Origin of the sequence: Flavobacterium ardleyense, from assembly GCF_033547075.1 — a bacterium.
Classification (GTDB): Bacteria; Bacteroidota; Bacteroidia; order Flavobacteriales; family Flavobacteriaceae; genus Flavobacterium; species Flavobacterium ardleyense_A.
In genome coordinates, this window is the sequence record NZ_CP137891.1 from 1004779 (window position 1) to 1025713 (window position 20935).

At 37.1% G+C, this 20935-nt stretch carries 15 protein-coding genes; 10 read left to right on the forward strand and 5 right to left on the reverse strand.

Annotated features, from left to right (window positions below; translation table 11 throughout):
• Window position 1: 1 nt before the first annotated feature.
• A complete protein-coding gene (locus SBO79_RS04320) occupies window positions 2–964 on the reverse strand; it encodes a mechanosensitive ion channel family protein (protein ID WP_318642297.1) in 963 nt (320 codons plus the stop codon).
• 191 nt (window positions 965–1155) lie between these two features.
• Here SBO79_RS04320 and SBO79_RS04325 point away from each other — a divergent pair, with 191 nt between their 5' ends.
• From SBO79_RS04325 to SBO79_RS04365, 9 genes are all read left to right on the forward strand, one after another.
• A complete protein-coding gene (locus SBO79_RS04325; protein ID WP_318642299.1) occupies window positions 1156–1497 on the forward strand; it encodes a hypothetical protein in 342 nt (113 codons plus the stop codon).
• Between the two features lie 281 nt (window positions 1498–1778).
• Window positions 1779–2015 (forward strand): hypothetical protein, encoded by a 237-nt coding sequence (locus tag SBO79_RS04330; RefSeq protein WP_318642301.1) that lies wholly within the window; start codon window positions 1779–1781, stop codon window positions 2013–2015.
• Window positions 2016–4111: 2096 nt separating this feature from the next.
• Window positions 4112–5254 (forward strand): aminotransferase class I/II-fold pyridoxal phosphate-dependent enzyme, encoded by a 1143-nt coding sequence (locus SBO79_RS04335; RefSeq protein WP_318642303.1) that lies wholly within the window; start codon window positions 4112–4114, stop codon window positions 5252–5254.
• A 502-nt stretch (window positions 5255–5756) separates the two neighbouring features.
• Window positions 5757–6623 carry a TraB/GumN family protein gene (locus tag SBO79_RS04340; RefSeq protein ID WP_318642305.1) on the forward strand — a complete coding sequence of 289 codons (867 nt, stop codon included), beginning with the start codon at window positions 5757–5759 and terminating at the stop codon, window positions 6621–6623.
• Window positions 6624–6974: 351 nt separating this feature from the next.
• Window positions 6975–7478: an RNA polymerase sigma factor gene (locus SBO79_RS04345; protein WP_318642307.1), complete on the forward strand. Its 504-nt coding sequence runs from the start codon at window positions 6975–6977 to the stop codon at window positions 7476–7478.
• Window positions 7468–8073, forward strand: a complete 606-nt coding sequence (locus tag SBO79_RS04350) for a hypothetical protein (RefSeq protein WP_318642309.1) — start codon at window positions 7468–7470, stop codon at window positions 8071–8073. Before SBO79_RS04345 ends, SBO79_RS04350 begins: the two co-directional genes overlap by 11 nt.
• 54 nt (window positions 8074–8127) lie before the next feature.
• Entirely contained in the window at window positions 8128–8751 is a 624-nt protein-coding gene (gene bioD, locus SBO79_RS04355) for a dethiobiotin synthase (protein ID WP_318642311.1), read from the forward strand.
• Window positions 8752–8782: 31 nt separating this feature from the next.
• Window positions 8783–10060 (forward strand): adenosylmethionine--8-amino-7-oxononanoate transaminase, encoded by a 1278-nt coding sequence (bioA, locus tag SBO79_RS04360; protein ID WP_318642313.1) that lies wholly within the window; start codon window positions 8783–8785, stop codon window positions 10058–10060.
• Between the two features lie 44 nt (window positions 10061–10104).
• Entirely contained in the window at window positions 10105–11274 is a 1170-nt protein-coding gene (locus SBO79_RS04365; RefSeq protein WP_318642315.1) for a beta-ketoacyl synthase N-terminal-like domain-containing protein, read from the forward strand.
• Here SBO79_RS04365 and SBO79_RS04370 read toward each other — a convergent pair.
• The gene (locus tag SBO79_RS04370; RefSeq protein WP_318642317.1) at window positions 11271–11744 is read right to left on the reverse strand and encodes a regulatory protein RecX; all 474 of its coding nucleotides are present in this window, start codon (window positions 11742–11744) and stop codon (window positions 11271–11273) included. The genes SBO79_RS04365 and SBO79_RS04370 overlap by 4 nt on opposite strands.
• Window positions 11745–12125: 381 nt before the next feature.
• On the opposite strand from SBO79_RS04370, the gene SBO79_RS04375 reads away from it, so the two are divergent.
• A complete protein-coding gene (locus SBO79_RS04375; protein WP_318642319.1) occupies window positions 12126–17783 on the forward strand; it encodes a RemA C-terminal-like gliding motility protein in 5658 nt (1885 codons plus the stop codon).
• Between the two features lie 100 nt (window positions 17784–17883).
• Here the strand turns inward: SBO79_RS04375 and bioB are convergent, their stop codons facing one another.
• The 3 genes from bioB to SBO79_RS04390 form a co-directional block, all read right to left on the reverse strand.
• Window positions 17884–18966: a biotin synthase BioB gene (gene bioB / locus SBO79_RS04380; RefSeq protein WP_318642321.1), complete on the reverse strand. Its 1083-nt coding sequence runs from the start codon at window positions 18964–18966 to the stop codon at window positions 17884–17886.
• A gap of 377 nt (window positions 18967–19343) precedes the next feature.
• The gene (locus SBO79_RS04385) at window positions 19344–19802 is read right to left on the reverse strand and encodes a hypothetical protein (protein WP_318642323.1); all 459 of its coding nucleotides are present in this window, start codon (window positions 19800–19802) and stop codon (window positions 19344–19346) included.
• Between the two features lie 116 nt (window positions 19803–19918).
• Complete coding sequence (locus SBO79_RS04390) at window positions 19919–20848, reverse strand: bifunctional riboflavin kinase/FAD synthetase (protein WP_318642325.1); 930 nt, start codon at window positions 20846–20848, stop codon at window positions 19919–19921.
• Window positions 20849–20935 lie beyond the last annotated feature (87 nt).

A 20935-nucleotide genomic window follows, 5' to 3' on the forward strand; every position in this document is an offset into this window, starting at 1 on the left:
CCTACCTCGCCACACCATCAGGAAATTTCACTTTATCCGGCGATGCATTCAAGATCGGCAATGCTGCGGTCAAAATACGTGTTCGTCTTGGAGTAGTTTCAGATGGAAGTACAGGATACGAAACCACTGCTTCCATCCAAGCGTAAGCGTTGGTTCTAAAGTACACCGCAGGCTCAAGATTTACCGCAGTGTAAACGTTGAGATAATTCTCTTCAAAATCTTGTCGAGCTGCTTGGCATAAAACCTCTGCTACAAAATTTAAATCACTGGTATATGCAATTTGAACTGCTGTCTCATTCCAAATAAAAGGAGCTTGTGGTCCAGAGTAATTTAAAACCTCCGATTTTAATACCATCGAATTCGGAAATCGAATCACTCGACCACTCATACGGTCGTTTGTGAGATAGTTACCGCTAAGCTCAAGTAAAGTGGTATCTAAGTAATTGATTTCGATTACATCGCCTTTAAAGCCATTTAATTCGATTCTTTCGCCAACACGATAAGGAGTTCTAAAGATGATATAAAGCCAGCCAATAAATGACGAAATAGGCGTCTGCAAAGCAAAACCTAAAATAAGAGACAAAAGTCCAAAGGAAACTGCTGCAGTGTACCAGTTTTGGAAAAGGAATGAGAGCAGCATCACAAATACCAAAAGGTTGATGACAAGATGTGAGATTCGGACAAGATTGTAATTATGTCCAACCGACTGATTACGAGAAACTATATACCTTTCGACCAATTTTCCAATAAATAAAAAAACGGCAATGATCAGAAAAGTGATGGATGCTTTTAAAATTACAGGCAAATAGTCACGAGGAATTTCAAAAATTTTAAAGCTTACCAAAAGATATATTGCTAGAAAAACGACTGCCGCTATCAGATAGAAAGTAAGCCAATACCGTCTCTTGGCGTTGGCTTCGGGAGTATTTAAATTTACTTTCGATTTAACTTTATCTACTATCATATTAAATTGTTTTCTTTTTGATTCTGCATTTGCTTTTTAACAACTTGAAAAGTACTTATTTTATTTTACATGAGACTTACGTAATTTTTGGATTGTTCTGAAGATTGGATGGAAGTTTGTAACTTTGATTCATTAAATTGCATTACTATAGTAGTGAATTATTTATTGACGGTTTTAAGTTTGATGAAAAAATGATGCGAAATCAGCTGGCGATATTTTTTGCTCCCGCAGATCCCGCAGATAAATTCATAAAAAAATCTCTGATAATTTGCGAAATCAGTGGGCGATATATTTTGCTTCCGCAGATCCCGCAGAAATCTTCAGAAAAATTCATAATAAAACTCTCCGATAATTTGCGAAATCAGTGGGCGATATCTTTTGATCCCGCAGATCCCGCAGAAATTACAGATAAATTCATAAAAAAACTCTCCGATAATTTGCGAAATCAGCGGGCAATATTACTTGCTCCCGCAGATCTCGCAGATCCCGCAGATTTTCTCAGATCCCGCAGATATTTTCTGATAAATTCATAAAAAAACTCTCCGATAATTTGCGAAATCAGTGGGTAATATTTTTCGCTTCCGCAGATCCCGCAGATCCCGCAGAAATTCTCAGATAAATTCATAGAAAACTCTCCGATAATTTGCGAAATCAGTGGGCGATATCTTTTGCTCCCGCAGATCCCGCAGATATTCTCAGATAAATTCATAAAAAAAAACTCTCCGATAATCTGCAAAATCAGCGGGCAATATCTTTTGCTCCCGCAGATCCCGCAGAAATTCTCAGATAAATTCATAAAAAACTCTCCGATAATTTGCGAAATCAGTGGACGATATTATTTGCTCCCGCAGATCCCGCAGATCCCGCAGATCCCGCAGATAAATTCATAAAGAAACTCTCCGATAATTTGCGAAATCAGCGGGCGATATTTTTTGCTTCCGGAGATCCCGCAGAAATTACAGATAAATTCATAAAAAAACTCTCCGATAATCTGCAAAATCAGCGAGCAATATTATTTGCTCCCGCAGATCCTGCAGAAATTCTCAGATAAATTCATAAAAAACTCTCCGATAATGTGCGAAATCAGCGGGCGATATTTTTTGCTTCCGGAGATCCCGCAGAAATTACAGATAAATTCATAATAAAACTCTCCGATAATTTGCGAAATCAGTGGGCGATATCTTTTGATCCCGCAGATCCCGCAGAAATTTTCAGATAAATTCATAAAAAAACTCTCCGATAATCTGCGAAATCAGCGAGTAATATTATTTGCTTCCGCAGATCCCGCAGATATTCTCAGATAAATTCATAAAAAAAACTCTCCGAGAATCTGCAAAATCAGCGAGAAATATTTTTTGCTTCCGCAGATCCCTCAGATATTTTCTGATAAATTCATAAAAAACTCTCCGATAATTTGCGAAATCAGTGGGCGATATTTTTTGCTTCCGCAGATCCCGCAGATATTCTCAGATAAATTCATAAAAAAACTCTCCGATAATTTGCGAAATCAGCGGGCGATATTTTTTGCTTCCGCAGATCTCGCAGAAATTTTCAGATAAATTCATAAAAAAACTCTCCGATAATCTGTGAAATCAGCGAGCGATATCTTTTGCTCCCGCAGATATTCTCAGATAAATTCATAAAAAAACTCTCCGATAATCTGCGAAATCAGCGAGCAATATTATTTGCTCCCGCAGATCTCGCAGATATTCGCAGAAATTCTCAGATAAATTCATAAATAAACTCTCCGATAATCTGCGAAATCAGCGGGCGATATTTTTTGCTCCCCCAGATCCCCCAGATATTCTCAGAGAAATTCATAAAAAAACTCTCCGATAATTTGCGAAATCAGCGGGCGGTATTTTTTGCTCCCGCAGATCCCGCAGAAATTCTCAGATAAATTCATAAAAAACTCTCCGATAATCTGCGAAATCAGCGGGCAATATTTTTTGCTTCCGCAGATCCCGTAGATATTCTCAAATAAATTCATAAAAAAACTCTCCGATAATTTGCGAAATCAGCGGGCAATATTTTCGCTTCCGCAGATCTCGCAGATAAATTCATAAAAAACTCTCCGATAATCTGCGAAATCAGCGGGCAATATTTTTTGCTTCCGCAGATCCCGCCGATATTCTCAGATAAATTCATAAAAAAACTCTACGATAATCTGCGAAATCAGCGGGCAATATTTTTCGCTTCCGCAGATCCCGCAGAAATTCTCAGATAAATTCATAAAAAACTCTCCGATAATTTGCGAAATCAGTGGGCGATATCTTCTGCTCCCGCAGATCCCGCAGAAATTCTCAGATAAATTCATAAAAAAACTCTCCGATAATTTGCGAAATCAGCGAGCAATATTTTTTGCTCCCGCAGATCCCGCAGAAATTCTCAGATAAATTCATAAAAAAACTCTCCGATAATTTGCTAAATCAGCGGGCGATATTTTTTGCTCCCGCAGATCCCGCAGAAATTCTCAGATAAATTCATAAAAAAACTCTCCAATAATCTGCGAAATCAGCGGGCAATATTTTTTGCTCCCGCAGATCCCGCTGATATTCGCAGATAAATTCATAAAAAAAATCTTCGATAATCTTCGATAATCTGCGAAATCAGCGGGTAATATTTTTCGCTTCCGCAGATCCCGCAGAAATTACAGATAAATTCATAAAGAAACTCTCCGATAATCTGCGAAATCAGCGGGCGATATTTTTTGCTCCCCCAGATCCCCCAGATATTCTCAGAAAAATTCATAAAAAAACTCTCCGATAATTAGCGAAATCAGCGGGCAATATTTTTTGCTCCCGCAGATCCCTCAGATATTTGCAGATTAACTCATAAAAAAGCTTTGCGATAATCGACAGCATTACTTTTTACTCTCTCAGATTCCGCAGATATTCGCAGATTAACTCATAAAAAAACTCTGCGAAAATTCGACAGCATTATTTTTTACTCCCGCAGATCCCGCAGAATTTCTCAGATAAATTCATAAAAAAAACTCTCCGCAGAAAAAAATAATTGAAAAGTTTGTAATTGGATTTCTAATAGCTATTCCAGTTCTTGCAATTGTGGGATTAGTATCAGTTATTATGTGGCTGTTTGATCAAAATAGAACTTATCAAATCCATTTTCTCCCTACATTTGCGGTCTATGCAAAATTTCCCTTCTTCTCTTTCTAAAAAACTTGACAAACGTCTTGAAGACAATGCACTCCGAAAACTCGGTTCGCAATCATCATTGATTGATTTTGCATCGAATGATTATTTAGGTTTTGCAAAATCAGAAGTTCTATTCGAAAAGACACATGAGCTACTTTTGGAAAGAGGAATATCCTCCAGCGGCGCAACTGGATCTCGATTGCTTTCGGGAAATCACTCATTATATACCGAAGCCGAAGATTTGCTTTGCAAATTTCATCAATCAGAATCTGCGTTGATATTTAATTCGGGTTATGACGCCAACCTTGGTTTTTTTGGATCGGTGCCGCAAAGAGGCGAAATAGTTTTGTATGACGAACTATGTCATGCTTCTATTAGAGATGGACTTTTATTGTCAAATGCCAAGGCGATAAAATTCACCCACAACGACTGCGAGCATTTGCAAGAGCTGATCGAAAGATTTAGCGGAAACACTATTTATATCGTTACCGAAACCGTTTTCTCTATGGACGGCGATTGCCCGCCGATTGAGCAAATCGTAGAAATTGCCGAAAAAAACAATTGTTATCTAGTTGTAGACGAAGCGCACGCTCTAGGCGTAATGGGCGAAAAAGGTCAAGGATTGTTGCAATCTTTAAATCTGCATAATCAAGTTTTTGCACGAATAGTGACCTTCGGAAAAGCTTTGGGTTGCCATGGTGCGGCGGTTTTAGGAAGTACTCAACTAACTAATTATTTGGTGAATTTTGCACGTAGTTTTATTTATACTACTGGACTTTCGCCACATTCGGTCGCGACAATTATGGTTGGATATCATCAATTGGAAAACGATTCAGAAACTTTGGAAGATTTACGGTCTAATATTATTTATTTTAATCAGCAGAAGAAGCTCCTTGGTTTGACGCCTCTGTTTGTTCGATCCTATTCGTCCATTCAATGTGTGATTGTTCAAGGAAATGAGAATGTAAAAAATCTTGCCGCTTTTTTTCAAGAAAATGGCTTTGATGTTAAAGCTATATTATCACCAACAGTTCCTGCAGATCAGGAAAGACTTCGATTTTGTATTCATAGCTTTAATACCAAGCAGCAGATTGACGGAATTCTAAATCTTCTTGCTACCTCAATCTTCAAATAACCCTCAAATTATCTCGATAATCCCTTTCCCTTTATGGCTTCGGCTGTAGTTGAGGCATCGATTCATGGATTGTGTTTCTATTACATTTCACGAAAATTTTATGATTGATAAAAGGCCTAATTTTTCTTTCAAAAAGATGACTAATGAATTGAATGCGAGTGACTTTAGCGAAAGCGAAATAAAAATAATGCAAAAAAGTAAAAATTTCTGTAACGTTACACTGTTTCTTTTACTAATTCATTATAATTCGGAAATCTATTATCATTAATCAACCACTTTAACTACAACCAACATGAAAAAATTCTATTTAATTGCCATCTTCGTAACCGCTGCAGGCTTGGGTTATTCTCTAACACAATATTTTTTTGCCGGAGAGTCAAGTTTAAGTTTAGTAATAATTATGGCCTGCTTCTTTGTAGCATCTATAGCTGCGTGGCAACGAATGAAATTAACAAATAATCAAAAATCATAATAATAAAACAAAATTTTTAAATTTAAAACAATGAAAAAACTATACAAATTATTTACGGCAGCATTTTTAGTACTATTTGTTTCTACGACATTGGCGCAATCAAAAGTTCAAAAGCCACTAGAAAGTTCTTTGCTATGGGAGGTTTCTGGAAAAGGTCTTACCAAGCCATCCTTTCTTTTTGGGACAATTCACATGATATGTTCTCCCGATTTCATAATGACCGAACAAGCAAAAAACGCGTTTGCAAAAACAGACAAACTAACATTAGAAATTGATATGTCTGATCCTGAGCAAATGACGGCAATGCAGAAAATGGCAATGGGCGACAAACCTTTGAGTGAAACTTTGACCGCAACTGAATATGCCCGCCTTGATGCGATTGTCCAAAAACACGCAGGAATATCGGTAAAGCAACTAGACTCTTTTAGTTTAGTGACCGTAATGAGTGTGCTTTCTAGTCGCAGTTTTGGCTGTACGGATTTAAAATTCTACGAAATGGAATTTATAGAAATGGCTAAAAATTCAAAAAAACCGGTTAGCGGACTTGAAACAGTGCAAGATCAAATTGCACTTTTTCAAGAGGGAATTTCGACCAAAGATATTTTGGAAATGATGGAAGCTGCCGATAATGAAGTAACCAAGAAAATGGTGGAAATCTACAAAAAACAAAATTTGCAAGAATTATTTGCTCTTACAACTGACGAGAAAATGATGACTGCCGAAGCTAGAAAGTTGATGCTTGACAACCGTAACATCAAATGGCTGGAAGTTATGCCTGCAATGATGAAAAAAGAATCTGTGTTTTTTGCGGTAGGAGCGGCGCATCTACCAGGACAGAATGGGGTAATCGAACTTCTTAGAAAAGCTGGATATACTGTAAAAGCGGTAAAAAAGTAATCGCATTAGAAAAAGTAGCAATTGATTGAAAATAATAATAATAAGAAACCCGCCGACTTGGCGGGATTTCTGTTTTTAAGAGCGAAATAGTAGAAATTTATTGGCAGAAAATTAGTAGAATTACAACAATTACAAATACTTTAAATAAATTTTGTAACGTTTTACTCTTTGTCAATACTTACCGTTTGATCTCGGCATTGGCAGAAATTTAATTATAAATACTAAAAATAATAAGCCTTATAAACTACTATCGAAAAAAATTAGTATTTGATAGCGATAATCATTTAGCTCGTATCGTTTAGTGGTTCGAAACATACAATATATACTAAGGTCGTAATGAATTAAGAAGTTTTGAAAGAGAAAGAACAATCATTTTTACAACGCATCGAGAAGCATAAGGGAATTTTGTATAAGGTTTCCAAAATGTACATGGACACTAGCGATGATCAGCAAGATCTCTTTCAAGAAATTATTTGTCAACTTTGGAAGTCTTATGATTCATTTCGGAATGAAAGTCAGTTTTCTACCTGGATGTACCGAGTGGCCATCAATACTGCAATAGTCTTTCTAAAAAAAGAAAAAAGGAAGATTGATAAATATGATATTCCCTCCGAAAATATAAAAGAAGAAGAAAGTGATTCTGCCGAAAAAGAAAGTCAAATAGAACATTTTTATAAAGCAGTTCAGAAATTAGAGAAAATTGACAAAGCAATTATCTTTTATCAACTAGAAGGATTTTCGCACCGTGAAATCGGAGAGAATTTAGGAATTTCAGAAGGGAATGCCCGAGTAAAACTAAATAGAGCAAAGGATAAATTAAAGGAAATTATTAAAAATCAAGGATATGGATTTTAACGATATACAAAATATGTGGAATAACGACAAGGCGGATGATGTTGCACTTCCCGACAATTTAGAGAAAATTAAGGCGGCAAATACACCTTTGGATAAAATTAGGAAAAACCTCAAAAGTGAATTTATTTACCAAATTATTTCAATATTTATTATAGGTCTAGCGCCGCTAGTTTATAATTTTTCAGACAAATCAATTGTGCCTTTCTATCTCTTGTACAGTATGTTTACGGCAGTTTGTGTTTATTTTTTAATTCGCCTTTTTATTTTTTACAAAAGATTAAATAATATCACTCTAAAGACAAAAGATAGTTTGTACGAAACCTATTTTGATATTAGATTAAATATGGAATTGTATAAAACATTCGGGTTTGCCTTAACTCCCTTTTTGGTATTATTTCTGTTAGGCTTAGCGTATTTCAGAGTACCTAATCTTGATATTACCGAATTATCTACTAGAATGCTGTTGGGATTGGTATTATTAGCAGCTTTTTCCATCTTATTAATGGGCTTAATGTTAGAGTGGTGGGTGCATTACTTCTACGGAAAATATGCCAAGGAAATCAGAAAAGTACTTGACGAATTAAAAGAAGACTAACATTTAACCCATCCTTGCGATGGGTTTTGTATTTTTGTAACATAACAACTTACTATGAAAATCTTCATCACCGGAATATCCACAGAGGTTGGAAAAACTATAACATCGGCAATCGTGGTCGAATCGCTTAAAGCGGATTATTGGAAACCTATTCAGGCTGGAGACCTTGAAAACTCGGATTCGAGCAAGGTAAAACGCTTGATTTCTAATTCGACATCAACACTTTATTCTAATTCGTATAAGCTTAATACGCCCGCAAGTCCACATCTTGCAGCCAAAATTGATGGTATCGAAATTAAAATTTCTGCAATCAAAACACCCGAAACTAAAAATAATCTTGTAATTGAAGGAGCCGGCGGATTATTTGTGCCGCTTAATGACAAGGATTATATAATTGATTTGATAAAACCAGAGTACAAAATAGTATTAGTTTCTCGTCACTATTTGGGCAGTATAAATCATACTATTTTGAGTATCGAAGCTTTAAAATCTCGCGGTCTTGAAGTAGCTGGAATTATTTTTAATGGTAAAGAAGACGAGGCGACAGAGGCGATTATTGAATCGAAATTTCAAATTCCAGTAATCGGTCGAATCGAGGAAGAGCCTTATTTTGATCAAGATGTAATCCTCGATTATGCTGAACAATTCAGAGAAAATTTAGAAGCAATGATCGCTTAGATTTTCTTTAAAACTTACAAAAAAAAACAGAATGACGCTTCTTGAAAAAGATCAAAAATATATTTGGCATCCTTACACACAACATAAAACGGCCGCTTTGCCAGTGGTTATAAAGAGCGGAAATGGCGCGTTACTGTACGACATTGACGGGAAAGAGTACATTGATGCCATCGCTTCTTGGTGGGTAAATCCGTTTGGGCATAGCAACAAATTTATTGCAGATGCCATTTACAAACAACTTACAACTTTAGAGCACGTACTTTTCGGAGGTTTTACGCACGAGCCTGCCATTCAAGTTTCTGAACAATTATTAGCGATGATGCCCAGTAATCAACAGAAAGTTTTCTTTTCGGATAATGGATCTACAGCAGTGGAAGTGGCGATAAAAGTCGCATTTCAATATTTCTTTAATCAAAATCAGAAAAAAACTACGCTGATAGCTTTTGAAGATGCTTTTCACGGCGATACTTTTGCAGCCATGGCGGCAAGTGGGATTTCGTTTTATACTCAGGCTTTCGCCGAAATGTTTCTGGATGTTATCAGGATTCCAGTTCCCGTAAAAGGAAAAGAGCAGGAAAGTTACGATTCACTTCAAAAGGTGATTGATACTTACGAAGTTTCTGCATTTATCTTTGAGCCACTTGTTCTTGGCGCTGCAGGAATGGTGATGTACGAGCCAGAAGCACTAGATAAACTGATGGAAATCTGTAAAAAAAATAATGTTCTTACTATTGCTGACGAAGTAATGACCGGTTTCGGGAAAACAGGAAAGACCTTTGCCTGTGATTATTTGCAAAACCAGCCCGATATGATGTGCGTATCAAAAGCACTAACTGGCGGAACAATTCCGATGGCGATTACGACTTTTACACAAGAAGTTTTTTACGCTTTTTATAGCGACGATATCAATAAAGCATTATTTCACGGACATACTTTTACAGCAAATCCAACAGGTTGTGCGGCGGCATTAGCAAGTTTTGAATTACTTCAAACAGACGAAATTCAGAATAATATTCAGCATATCAATCAACGTCATCTTCAATTTCAAGAAAAAATAAAAGGACATTCAAAAGTTCTGACCACTAGAGTTTTGGGAGTTATTTTTGCGCTCGAAATTCAAAGTGCCGAAGATGAGCAGTATTACGGAAATATGCGAAATAAACTGTACAATTTCTTTATAGACAATGGCGTAGTTTTGCGTCCGGTTGGAAATACTGTCTATATTTTGCCACCTTATATTATGACTGATAGTCAGCTTGATAAAATTTATAAAACCATAGAAGATGCTATAGAGCACGTAAGTTCGTAAGACCGAGGTTACTCTAAAATAGAATCTTTAAAACATACCCCATTTTGCAGCTACCCATTGCTATAACTTCAATCGCTTCAATTTCTCCATTAGGACATTCGTCAGAAGGTTTATGGAAAAAATACAGCGATAATTCTCATTGTTTTGAAATGTATGATTTTGGTAAAAACCAAGCCTTTGCCGCGTTTTTGCCGGAAAATACAAAGGTGGAAATTCAATATTTGAGAGATTCCGATCATAAATATAAATTTCTAGACAAATCGGTTTTGTACGGAATCTACGCTTCGAGAATGGCGGTGAAAAATGCAGGTTGGAAAAGCGGCGATAATTTCGGAATCAATATCGGCTCTTCTCGGGGAGCCACAGACTTATTCGAAAAACACCACTCCGATTTTCTGAAAACTGGAAAAGTCAACACACTTGCCTCACCAGTGACAACCTTGGGAAATATCTCGTCTTGGGTTTCTCACGATTTGCAATCTGACGGACCAGAAATCTCACATTCGATCACTTGCTCGACGGCTTTGCACGCAATGCTTAACGGTGTTGCTTGGCTAAAAGCTGGTATGGCCGAAAAGTTTCTAGTCGGAGGAAGTGAAGCACCGCTAACAGATTTCACCATTGCTCAGATGAAAGCTTTAAAAATTTATGCTTTTCAAGAGCAGGAATATCCTTGTCAAGCACTCAATATGAATAAGGAAAAAAGTACGATGATTTTGGGCGAAGGCGCTTCTGTCTGCTGTCTCGAAACTGGCGAACGAGATAATGCCTTAGGATATATTGCAGGAATTGGATATGCTACCGAAGTTTTGGAACACAATATTTCCATCTCGACCGATGCTATCTGCTTCCAGAAATCGATGGCAATGGCGCTAAAGGATATTGATATTTCAGAGGTTGATGCGATCGTAATGCACGCTCCTGGCACGAGAGTTGGCGATTTGTCAGAAATGAAAGCTATTGAAAAAGTTTTTGGTGATAAGCTGCCATTGCTAACCTCAAATAAATGGAAAATCGGTCACACTTTTGGCGCTTCGGGAATGTTGAGTGTAGAGTTGGCGCTGCTGATGATGCGCGAGCAATCTTACGTAGGAATTCCTTTTACGGATAGAATTTCGCAAAAGGCAAAGATTCGCAAAGTCTTGGTCAATGCCGTTGGTTTTGGCGGAAATGCCGTGAGTATTCTTCTTAGTATTTCGGCGAAAGCCAATTAATCAAGGGCTTCCAATTCTTTGACTTTTGCGTAAATCATCGGCTGTTCCCAACCTTTTCTGATCATAAAGTCACAGAATTTTTTGCGCTTTTTCATCAAATTGGATTCCCGAATCGTGTCCCAATGATGTTCGGAAAGTTTTTCAAAAGTATCCCAATAATCTTCATCGGGAATTTCTTTCAACGCCGTTTTTATAATATATGCCGACGCGTGTCGCAGTTTTAATTCGCCTGTAATTCTGATTTTCCCCCATTGTTTTATGCGGAATTTCCCCCTTGCAAACGCACAAGCAAACCGCTCTTCGTTGAGAAAATCGTTTTCCAATAGATGAAAAATCACTTCATCACTTTCCGCACGAGTCATCCCAAGCTGATACAGTTTTGTCTGCACCTCGTCGTGACAACGCTCTTGGTAACTACAATAATATTCCAACTTCTGCTTGGCTTCGGGCAGTAAAATTATCTTATTCATAGGTTTTTGCTCGTTCTGCCAAAGCTAGTAAATTGTGTTTAAAGTCCATAAATATTGATATTGAAAGTATTGTTTTTTATTTGGAGCTGATCCGGCTTTTCACTGCAAGTCCTCACAAAAAAAGCAGTATTTGCTACTAGAAATAGAGCTTCCGCTGGTCGCCTATTTCTAGCAGCAACTACAAAAGTGCTTTTTTTTGCTCCGGGCTTTTCGTTGCAATCCGGGCTAAAAAGACTAATATTTTCAAAACAAAAATCATACAAGTAATTTATAACCAATTGTGAATAAAATAGTTATCGCAATACGGTAAATCAAGATAAATTAATATTACTTTTACTAAGCCTCAATATATTGAATATATTAACATTAATATGCGAAGATATGGCAAGTTTACGGAGTTTATTGATTTTCTTGCTATTCGCGACAACACCTTCTTTTGGGCAAGGTTTGGAGAATTTTGCTAATATGCCAGTGAATAACCCGGGCACTTATTATAACTTTTCGTATGTTGGCAATAATGGTTTAAGTTGGACTGCTGTAGAAGGTAGAACTGACCAAACATTAATAGGTAAAGCCTTTTGCGGAAGAGGGCAATTACCTGGTAGTAAGATTACTTCTGCACAATTCCCAAATGGTATCGGTACTTTGCAGTTTGATTATGTTAGAGGTTTTACAAATACTAGGGCTCGAAATTTAATAGTTTTCGTGAATGGTACTCAGTTTGGAGTAGCAATTCCTGTCGATGGGACAAGTGATACTCCAGCCCATTATTCTCAACAGATAAATGTTGCCGGAAATGTTAGCATTTCAATTCGATTTTCTGGTGAACAAAGTATCGTGGATAATATTCAGTGGACAGCATATTCATCTACACCTCAGCCCGAAATTAATTTAATTGGAAATTCCAATACTATCATTTCTGGAACCACAACAACTTCAATGGCAAATCATACAAATTTTGGCACTGCCGAAGTTGGAGTAGGATCACAACTGCATACTTTTACAATAGAAAATACCGGAACTGCAAATCTGACTCTTACTGCGGTAGCTCCCTATTTATCAATTAGTGGGGCAAATGCTTCAGACTTTGTACTCACATCACCGCCATCCACAGCAATTGCTGCTTCGGGTCAAACTTCTTTCCAAATTACGTTTAATCCTTCAGCACTTGGAATTCGGAATGCGTTAGTAACAATTGCCAATAACGACTCGGACGAAAATCCCTATACTTTTGCAATCAGCGGAACGGGTACATATAGCAATCAGTCGCAAATTCTAGATGTTACCAATTATCAGACAACATCGCCAGAGTTTAATAGTAACACTGAATATATTAATTTCATTGATGGCTCTCCCACAGCAGCTGGAAAGTTTATTCCAATGAAATTGCGAATACTAGACGGTGCAGATTCCGATGCCTTGCCAACAATTTTGACTGATCTTCGACTTTCCGTTACCGATTTGGCAGCAGCCAATCAACTGTCAATGATAAAAACTGCTATTCTTACAACTACTGGCGGTACTGTTATAAGTACCGCTACAAAAGTGGCAGGCGAATTGGTTTTTTCAGGTATGAGTGGCACAAATGTAACTGCTAATGATGATGGATATAAAGATGTTCATTTACGAATTTCTATAGATGAAACTCAGGTAGTAGATCAAACAAAACTTATTTTCCTAGTTACATCGGCGACATCTTCTCCAAGCGGATCTGCATTTACCATGCCTGATGCGGGAGGAGCACAAACTGATGTAAGCAGTTCAAACAATCGAAATCGTTTGAATGTTACTGCAACCAAATTGCTCTATACTGCGCAACCTCAAACAACCGCTATAAATACGGCAATGTCTGACGTTGTTATTGAAGCTGTTGATTTTTATAATCGAAGAGATAGTAATTATCTTAATATAGCTTCAATAACTTCCGCAGGAACTATGACAGGGTCGCCGCTTTCTGCTAATTTCATATCTGGTCTTGCTACTTTTTCTTCAATTATACACACTGCTGCTGGAATTGGATTGAAACTGACCGCTACTTCAGCAGGCTTTTCACCTGTGCTCAGTAGCGCTTTTAATATCACAGGAGTTATTTATAATACTGGTGATTACAGAACGACTGCAAATGGATTCTGGTATCCCAATACCTCAAGTCCAGCAATTTGGGAGCAGTATAATGGAACAAGCTGGGACAGCAATATATCATCTCCGCCATCTAATACTACTGCAAATGTTTATATACAACACAATATTACAACAGGCGGTTCTTTTAATGGTGTGAATTTAAAGGTTAGGAACGGGGGGTTTTTTTATGTGAAAAGTATGAGCTCAAGTACAAGCAGTATTTATATTTATGGAGGAGGAAAACTTCGAATGGACTTGGCAATGCAAAATAATGGCTTATTTGAAGTAGAGAATAACGGAACTGTCGAAATTGATGATATCGTAGCTTATAACTCCAAAATATGGTTCGGTATAGAAAAATTTCACCCAAAATCAAATTTAGTTTTAATCGAACTTTATGCTTCAACTCCTTTCTTCAATGGATTAACGGTAACTCAAAATACGTTTGATGGGTATTCGGCAGCTTTTGGAAATATCATCATTGATGTGGTTGCCACTGCAAATGCAACATTACTAAACCCAGGCTTAACCGCAAATTTGGCCCACGGTAGTTTAATCTTTAGAAAATTTCCTTTTGCCACATCTCTTAGGCTGTCCAATGGTGGAGCAATCACTACCGAGATAGGTGGAAACTTTATTGTCGAATCTGGCTTTATAAATAATATCAATAGTTGTACAAGTGGCAATCTTAACTTTACTATCAAAGGCAATATGATTTTAAATAACGGTCAAATGAGAATTTCGACCGCGTCATCATCAAGTACTTCGACTTTTACCGTGGAAGGAAATGTAGATTTGGCAGGTTCAGCAATTCTGAATATGAATTCAACTGCAGCCGGTGGAGCATTTACCACTCTCAATATTAGAGGAAATATTACTTGCCCGACAACCGCTAAAATTTTCAGCGGAAACGCTTCGCCTAATGACAATATAAATTTCGTCGGATCTTCATTACAAACTATAGATATTGCAACCACAACAGCATCTAGTAATTCGAATGTTATTTTTAATGCAGGTTTTGGCAGCAATGTGCAATTAATAAATCAAGATTTGCAGCTTGGAACTAATGGAGTGTTTAATGTTTTGGATGGTGGAACTTTCGATTTTGGATTTAATGGCACAAATGCGCTCAATATTTCTCGCGCGGGATCGGCAACTAGTACTAAGTTTTCTAGTGCAGCTGGATCAACTTTAAAAATAACATCTCCCGACGGAATTAGCGGCTCATCGGGAACGGTGGGAAATGTTCAAACAACTATTGCTCCAACATATAATAGTCTCGCCACATTCTGGTATCAAGGAAAGCAAAATCAAGTAACGGGATCGGGGCTTCCTATCACCGCGAGTGGTAAATTAGTCTATGTCAATATGGATCAAGATAATTTGTCATTGACATTGACCGGAGATGTAAATATTACAAATGCAACAACCCTTGATCCTTTAGGAGGTAAACTCGAAATTCAAAAAGGAATTGTTCTGGGATTTAATACCAAAGATTTCTTTGGTACCGGTAGATTAAAAATGAATGGTGGCGAATATAAGATTTCAACCTACTATACTTCGAATTCCGAAACCACGTATCTTCCCAGACTTAGTAATTATGGAAATTATGACCTTAATGGTGGAATAATTCACTTGTCTGGAAGTGATCAAACCCAAATTCTTTCGGGGACACCAAGTTACTTCAGCCTTAAATTTAGCGGAAGCAATACTCTGGGCAATAATTATAAAGGAATAAGTACCGCCACCGCAGTTGAGAATAGTATTTCGATTTCCGATAATGCGATTGTGGATGTAAAGTCGAGCTCCTTTGGTATGTTGCCTCAAGCGCCCACATTTACTATGACCGATAATGCACGCCTTATTACTGCAGGAACTGGAGTAAAACCCGATATGACTGGAGCCTACAGTTTAGCGCAAAATACCATAATTGAGTTTAGCAACAATGCCGCAAGTACTATGCAAAGGCCAAGGCTTAGCAGTCCTGTGCCTTCTTATGCCAATATAGTTGTGTCAGGATCGAATGTGGGAAATATTTCTCCCGGCGGTGGTCCAAATTCAAATTTAAGTTTCCAACCTTCAGGAAGTTTTAAAGTTACTTCCACAGGGACTTATAAGTTATATAATAGTTTTGGATTCAGTGGTTCAGCAAATTCAGCAATCAAAAACACAAATTCTCCAACCATTAATTTGGAAGATGGCTCAACCATAGAATATGCTGGAGCCAATCAAACCATAAGTTTGCTTAATCAAAATGTAAATCCATTAACGCAATATTACACTAATTTGACTATTAGCGGAAGCGGACAAAAAACTCTAGAAAACCCGTCAAATACTCTTATTAATGAAAATTTAAAACTCAACTCTTCCAATCTTCTAGTTAATACAAATGAAGTTATAACAGTCCGAGAAGCAGTAATTAGTACTTCTGGCACTTTGCAGATTGAAAATAATGGACAACTAATACAGATTAGCGATGGAGCAGTGAATTCTGGAGCGGGAATGAATTATAAGCGAACCGCACAAGCAGTACATTTGGATTATATTTACTGGAGTAGTCCAGTAGACAACTTTGCAACTTTAAGCTTGCCAGGAAATAATCATTATCAATGGAATACACTGTTTGTAAACACGAATGGTACACAAGGAAATTGGGAAGCACCATCAGCAATCATGACCAAAGGTCGAGGATATATCGCAAGAGCTTCCAACAGTGCCACAACTCCGCAAGATTTGACTAGTATCTTTGTAGGTAAGCCTAATAATGGTGTGGTGACTATTCCAATATTTCGAGGCTTATATGATGGTATAGCTTATGATGCCGAACCGCTAAATCCAAATAATGCATGGACCACAAAAGATGATGACAATTGGAACCTGATTGGAAATCCCTATCCATCGGCAATTGATGCAGAAAAATTTCTAATGCAAAACCAGTTGCTGATTCAAGGTGCAGTTCATATCTGGACACATGCGAATTTGCCAACTTCAACAACAGATTTTTATTATGGTGATTTTGCCTATAATTATTATGCGTCAGATTATACTATTTACAACAAATTGGGAACTTCTATACCAAATACCTTTAATGGAAAAATTGCCGCAGGTCAGGGATTTATGGTTAATATGCTTCACACTGCAGCCTCAGGAGCATCAGTAGTGTTTAATAACGCAATGCGCTATCAAGCGGCCTTTGCGCCTTATGATAATACAAACTTCTACCGAACTAATAATATCGAGACCGAAGATAAGAGTAGAATTTGGCTGGATTTAGTCAATACGACAACCGCCGAAGTAGGAACAATTCTAGTTGGTTATGCCGATGAAGCAACTATGGGAAAAGATTATTTTTATGATTGCAATTTTGAGAGTAGAGGAGAGCACAGCCTTTATTCACTAATTGACTCCGAATCATTTGTAATTCAAGGTCGCGCACTGCCATTTAGTAGTGATGATATTGTGCCGCTCGGATTTTCGGTTAATAGACTTGGAGACTTGGCAATCAGCATCCGAAACGTTGATGGCATTTTCGCTGCAGATACTCCAATTTTTCTCGAAGACAAGGATTTAAATGTTTTCCACAATCTCAAAAGTTCACCGTATTTTTTCAAATCAGAAATTGGAACATTTGATAATAGATTCCAACTTAGATATGGAACAGTATTGTCAAATTCAGACTTTGGCTCAGCATCTGCAATTCAGATAATCGGACGTGATGGAATTGTCTATTTAAAATCCAAAGATAATTTGATCGATGAGGTTTTCATCTTTGATGTGTTGGGTAGGTTACTATCAAAATCTACTGCCGCCAATACATTGTATCTTGAAATTCCACTTAACATTTTAGCCAAACAGGCAATTATTGTAAAAGCGAAACTTAGCAATGGGCAATCTGTGTCTCAAAAAATTATTTTCTAATGAATTTTAGAAGAAGGCCAAAAATGTTGAGGGTAACCTAAATAAAAAAAATCCCAAAGATTTCTCCTTGGGACTTCTACTTTTAGCAACAGCTAAAAAATTATTTCTTTCCTGAATGCTCAAGATTTCTTTCGATTTTATGCTCAGGACGCGTCCATTTTGGCTTTTCGCCAAGCGATTCAAATTGAGAATCTGATGCTTCGACAGTTTTTGGTTGAGAGATTTTTGTAAAAGGTTTTTGAGTTATCATTCCCAAAGTCTCAAACATTTTCATGTCTTCGTTTACATCAGGATTTGGAGTAGTTAACAATTTATCACCGGCAAAAATCGAATTCGCTCCAGCAAAGAAGCACATTGCCTGTCCTTCACGACTCATATTTGTTCTTCCAGCAGACAACCTTACCTGAGTTTCTGGCATCACAATTCTAGCCGTAGCCACCATTCTGATCATTTCCCAAATCTCAACAGGTTTTTCTTCTTCCATTGGCGTTCCTTCTACCGGAACAAGTGCATTAATTGGCACCGATTCTGGTTGAGGGTCCAAAGTAGCCAAAGCAACAAGCATTCCCGCTCTGTCTTCAACACTTTCGCCCATTCCGATAATTCCACCGCTGCACACCGTAACGTTCGTTTTACGTACGTTTTCGATGGTTTGAAGACGATCGTTAAATCCTCTAGTCGAAATTACTTCTTTATAATATTCTTCAGACGTATCTAAATTGTGATTGTAGGCATACAAACCAGCTTCGGCAAGCCTGTGCGCCTGATTTTCGGTCAACATTCCCAACGTACAACATACCTCCATATCAAGTTTATTGATGGTACGCACCATTTCAAGTACATCGTCAAATTCGGCACCGTCTTTTACATTTCGCCAAGCAGCACCCATGCATACACGTGAAGATCCACCCGCTTTTGCTCGTAAAGCCTGCGCTTTCACTTGAGAGACAGACATAAGATCATTTCCTTCCACTTTTGTATGATATCTCGCAGCTTGTGGGCAATAGCCACAATCTTCAGGACAACCACCAGTTTTTATAGAAAGCAAAGTCGAAACTTGTACAACATTAGGATCGTGGTGAAGTCGGTGTGTGGTAGCAGCTTCATAAAGAAGATCCATCAAAGGTCTATTGTAGATCTCAATAATTTCTTCCTTAGTCCAGTTGTGCTTAATAGTACTCATCGATATAAATTTATTTTTCCCAAAAGTATGCAATTAGACTTTAAGTAAAAATAAATCAGCATAAATATTAGAGTCTTTCTAGGAGATCACTTTCCGAAAACGCTTAGATGTGTAGCTTCAAAGTGATAAGGTTATGCATAAACGCAAGTTCATTACTAATTAAATAGCATTGCATTCTAAATCTTAAGTAGATTGCATTAGAATTACAACTTTCAAATCTTTCGAGCATGATTATAAATGCGCAATCGTGCAATTTATTTAATTATAGGAGAGATTATATGGCAAAAAACATATGGGAGCTTAGCAGATTGTACAAAAAAATCCTGTATGAAAAATTAATCATACAGGATTTTATAGTGTTGCTAATGATAGATATATTATCTGCGATCAACGGTATTTATGTTTTCAACCTTCCCTTTCCAATATTGCATTAGTACAAAAACTACTGCAAAAGCTCCCGCCGTAGATTCAAATAGTAATCCGAGGCAATATTGTTCAATACTTAGTTCTCCACCTCCAAAAATGAAATTTTCGGATAATGATTTTAGATATTCTTCGCCACCTTTAAAGTTAATATAAAATAGCAAAGCTGCAATTGATAGGACTGCTCCAATCATTGCTGTTAGAAGACCAGAGATGAAATTTGTAAAATATCCATGAACGCCAGACTCTGCGTTTGCTTTGATTGTGCGATTAACTCCGAAGATTACGAAAACTATGTTTAACATTCTTAGATAAGCTTGATCTGAGATGCCTAAAAGTTCCAAGATCATAAAGTAAATCCCAATCCCTAGGAAGATTATTATACCATTTGTGATTTCGCGTTTAAATTTCATAATGTTTTTTAATTGGTTAGAAGTTAGGTTTTTTGTGGTTATGTTCTAAACTTACTAAAATTAAGTAAAAATATGATTCTTCTTAGTAAAATTTTAATAAAATTCGCGAAAAGCGATTAGTCTAGTTTGAAAATGGATCTAGCACTTAATGCATCGTATGATAACTGATTTTTAAGTTCAGCAAGAGATTCAAATTTTTTCTCGTCCCTAAGTCTCTGTAAGACATCAATTTGCAAAAATTCGCCGTAAAGATCAGCTTCAAAATCGAAGAAATTTATTTCAACTGTCATTAATTTTCCGTCAACCGTCGGGTTAAAACCAATATTCATCATTCCACAAATTCTTTTGCCGTTAATGCTCGCAGTAGCGGCGTAGACTCCGGTTTTTGGAATGAGTTTATACGATTCTAAAATATTTATGTTGGCAGTGGGATACCCAATTGTTCTGCCTAATTGTTTGCCCTTTACAACTGTCCCGGCAATGCTATAGTTATATCCTAGGTAGTTATTGGCAAGTTTAATGTTCCCGTTTTCTAAAGCGATTCGGATCTTTGTTGAACTGATAGAGACATCATTGAGCTCTTTAACCTCGATCTGTTCTACTTCAAAATTATATTTTTCGCCAAATCGAATTAAGTCGTTAATATCTGCACTTCTATTTTTACCAAACCGATGATCATATCCAATAATTATCTTTTGAATGTTAAAGCGATCCACCAAGACGGTTTTTACAAATTCTTCTGCTTCAATATTTGAGAAATCTTTATCGAAAGGATGAATGATTAAATTATCCAACCCAATTTCCTCGAGCAGGATTTTTTTTTCGTCAATAGTGTTGAGAAGTTTTATGTCAGCCTCAGGTTGTACAACCATTCTTGGATGTGGAAAAAAGGTGAGCAGAAGACTTTCGTAATTTGAGTCTTTTGCAGATGCTATGAGTTTATCCAAAATTTTACGATGCCCAATATGCACGCCGTCAAATGTGCCGATAGTAGCAATGGTTTTTTTGCTGCAACTAAAAGATTTTATGGAATTAAAGACTTTCAAACTTTTTTTTTAAGAGTGCAAATTTAACTGATTATAAGTCATAAAAAAAAGGATTAGAGTCGAAACCCTAATCCTTTTGCTTATTCA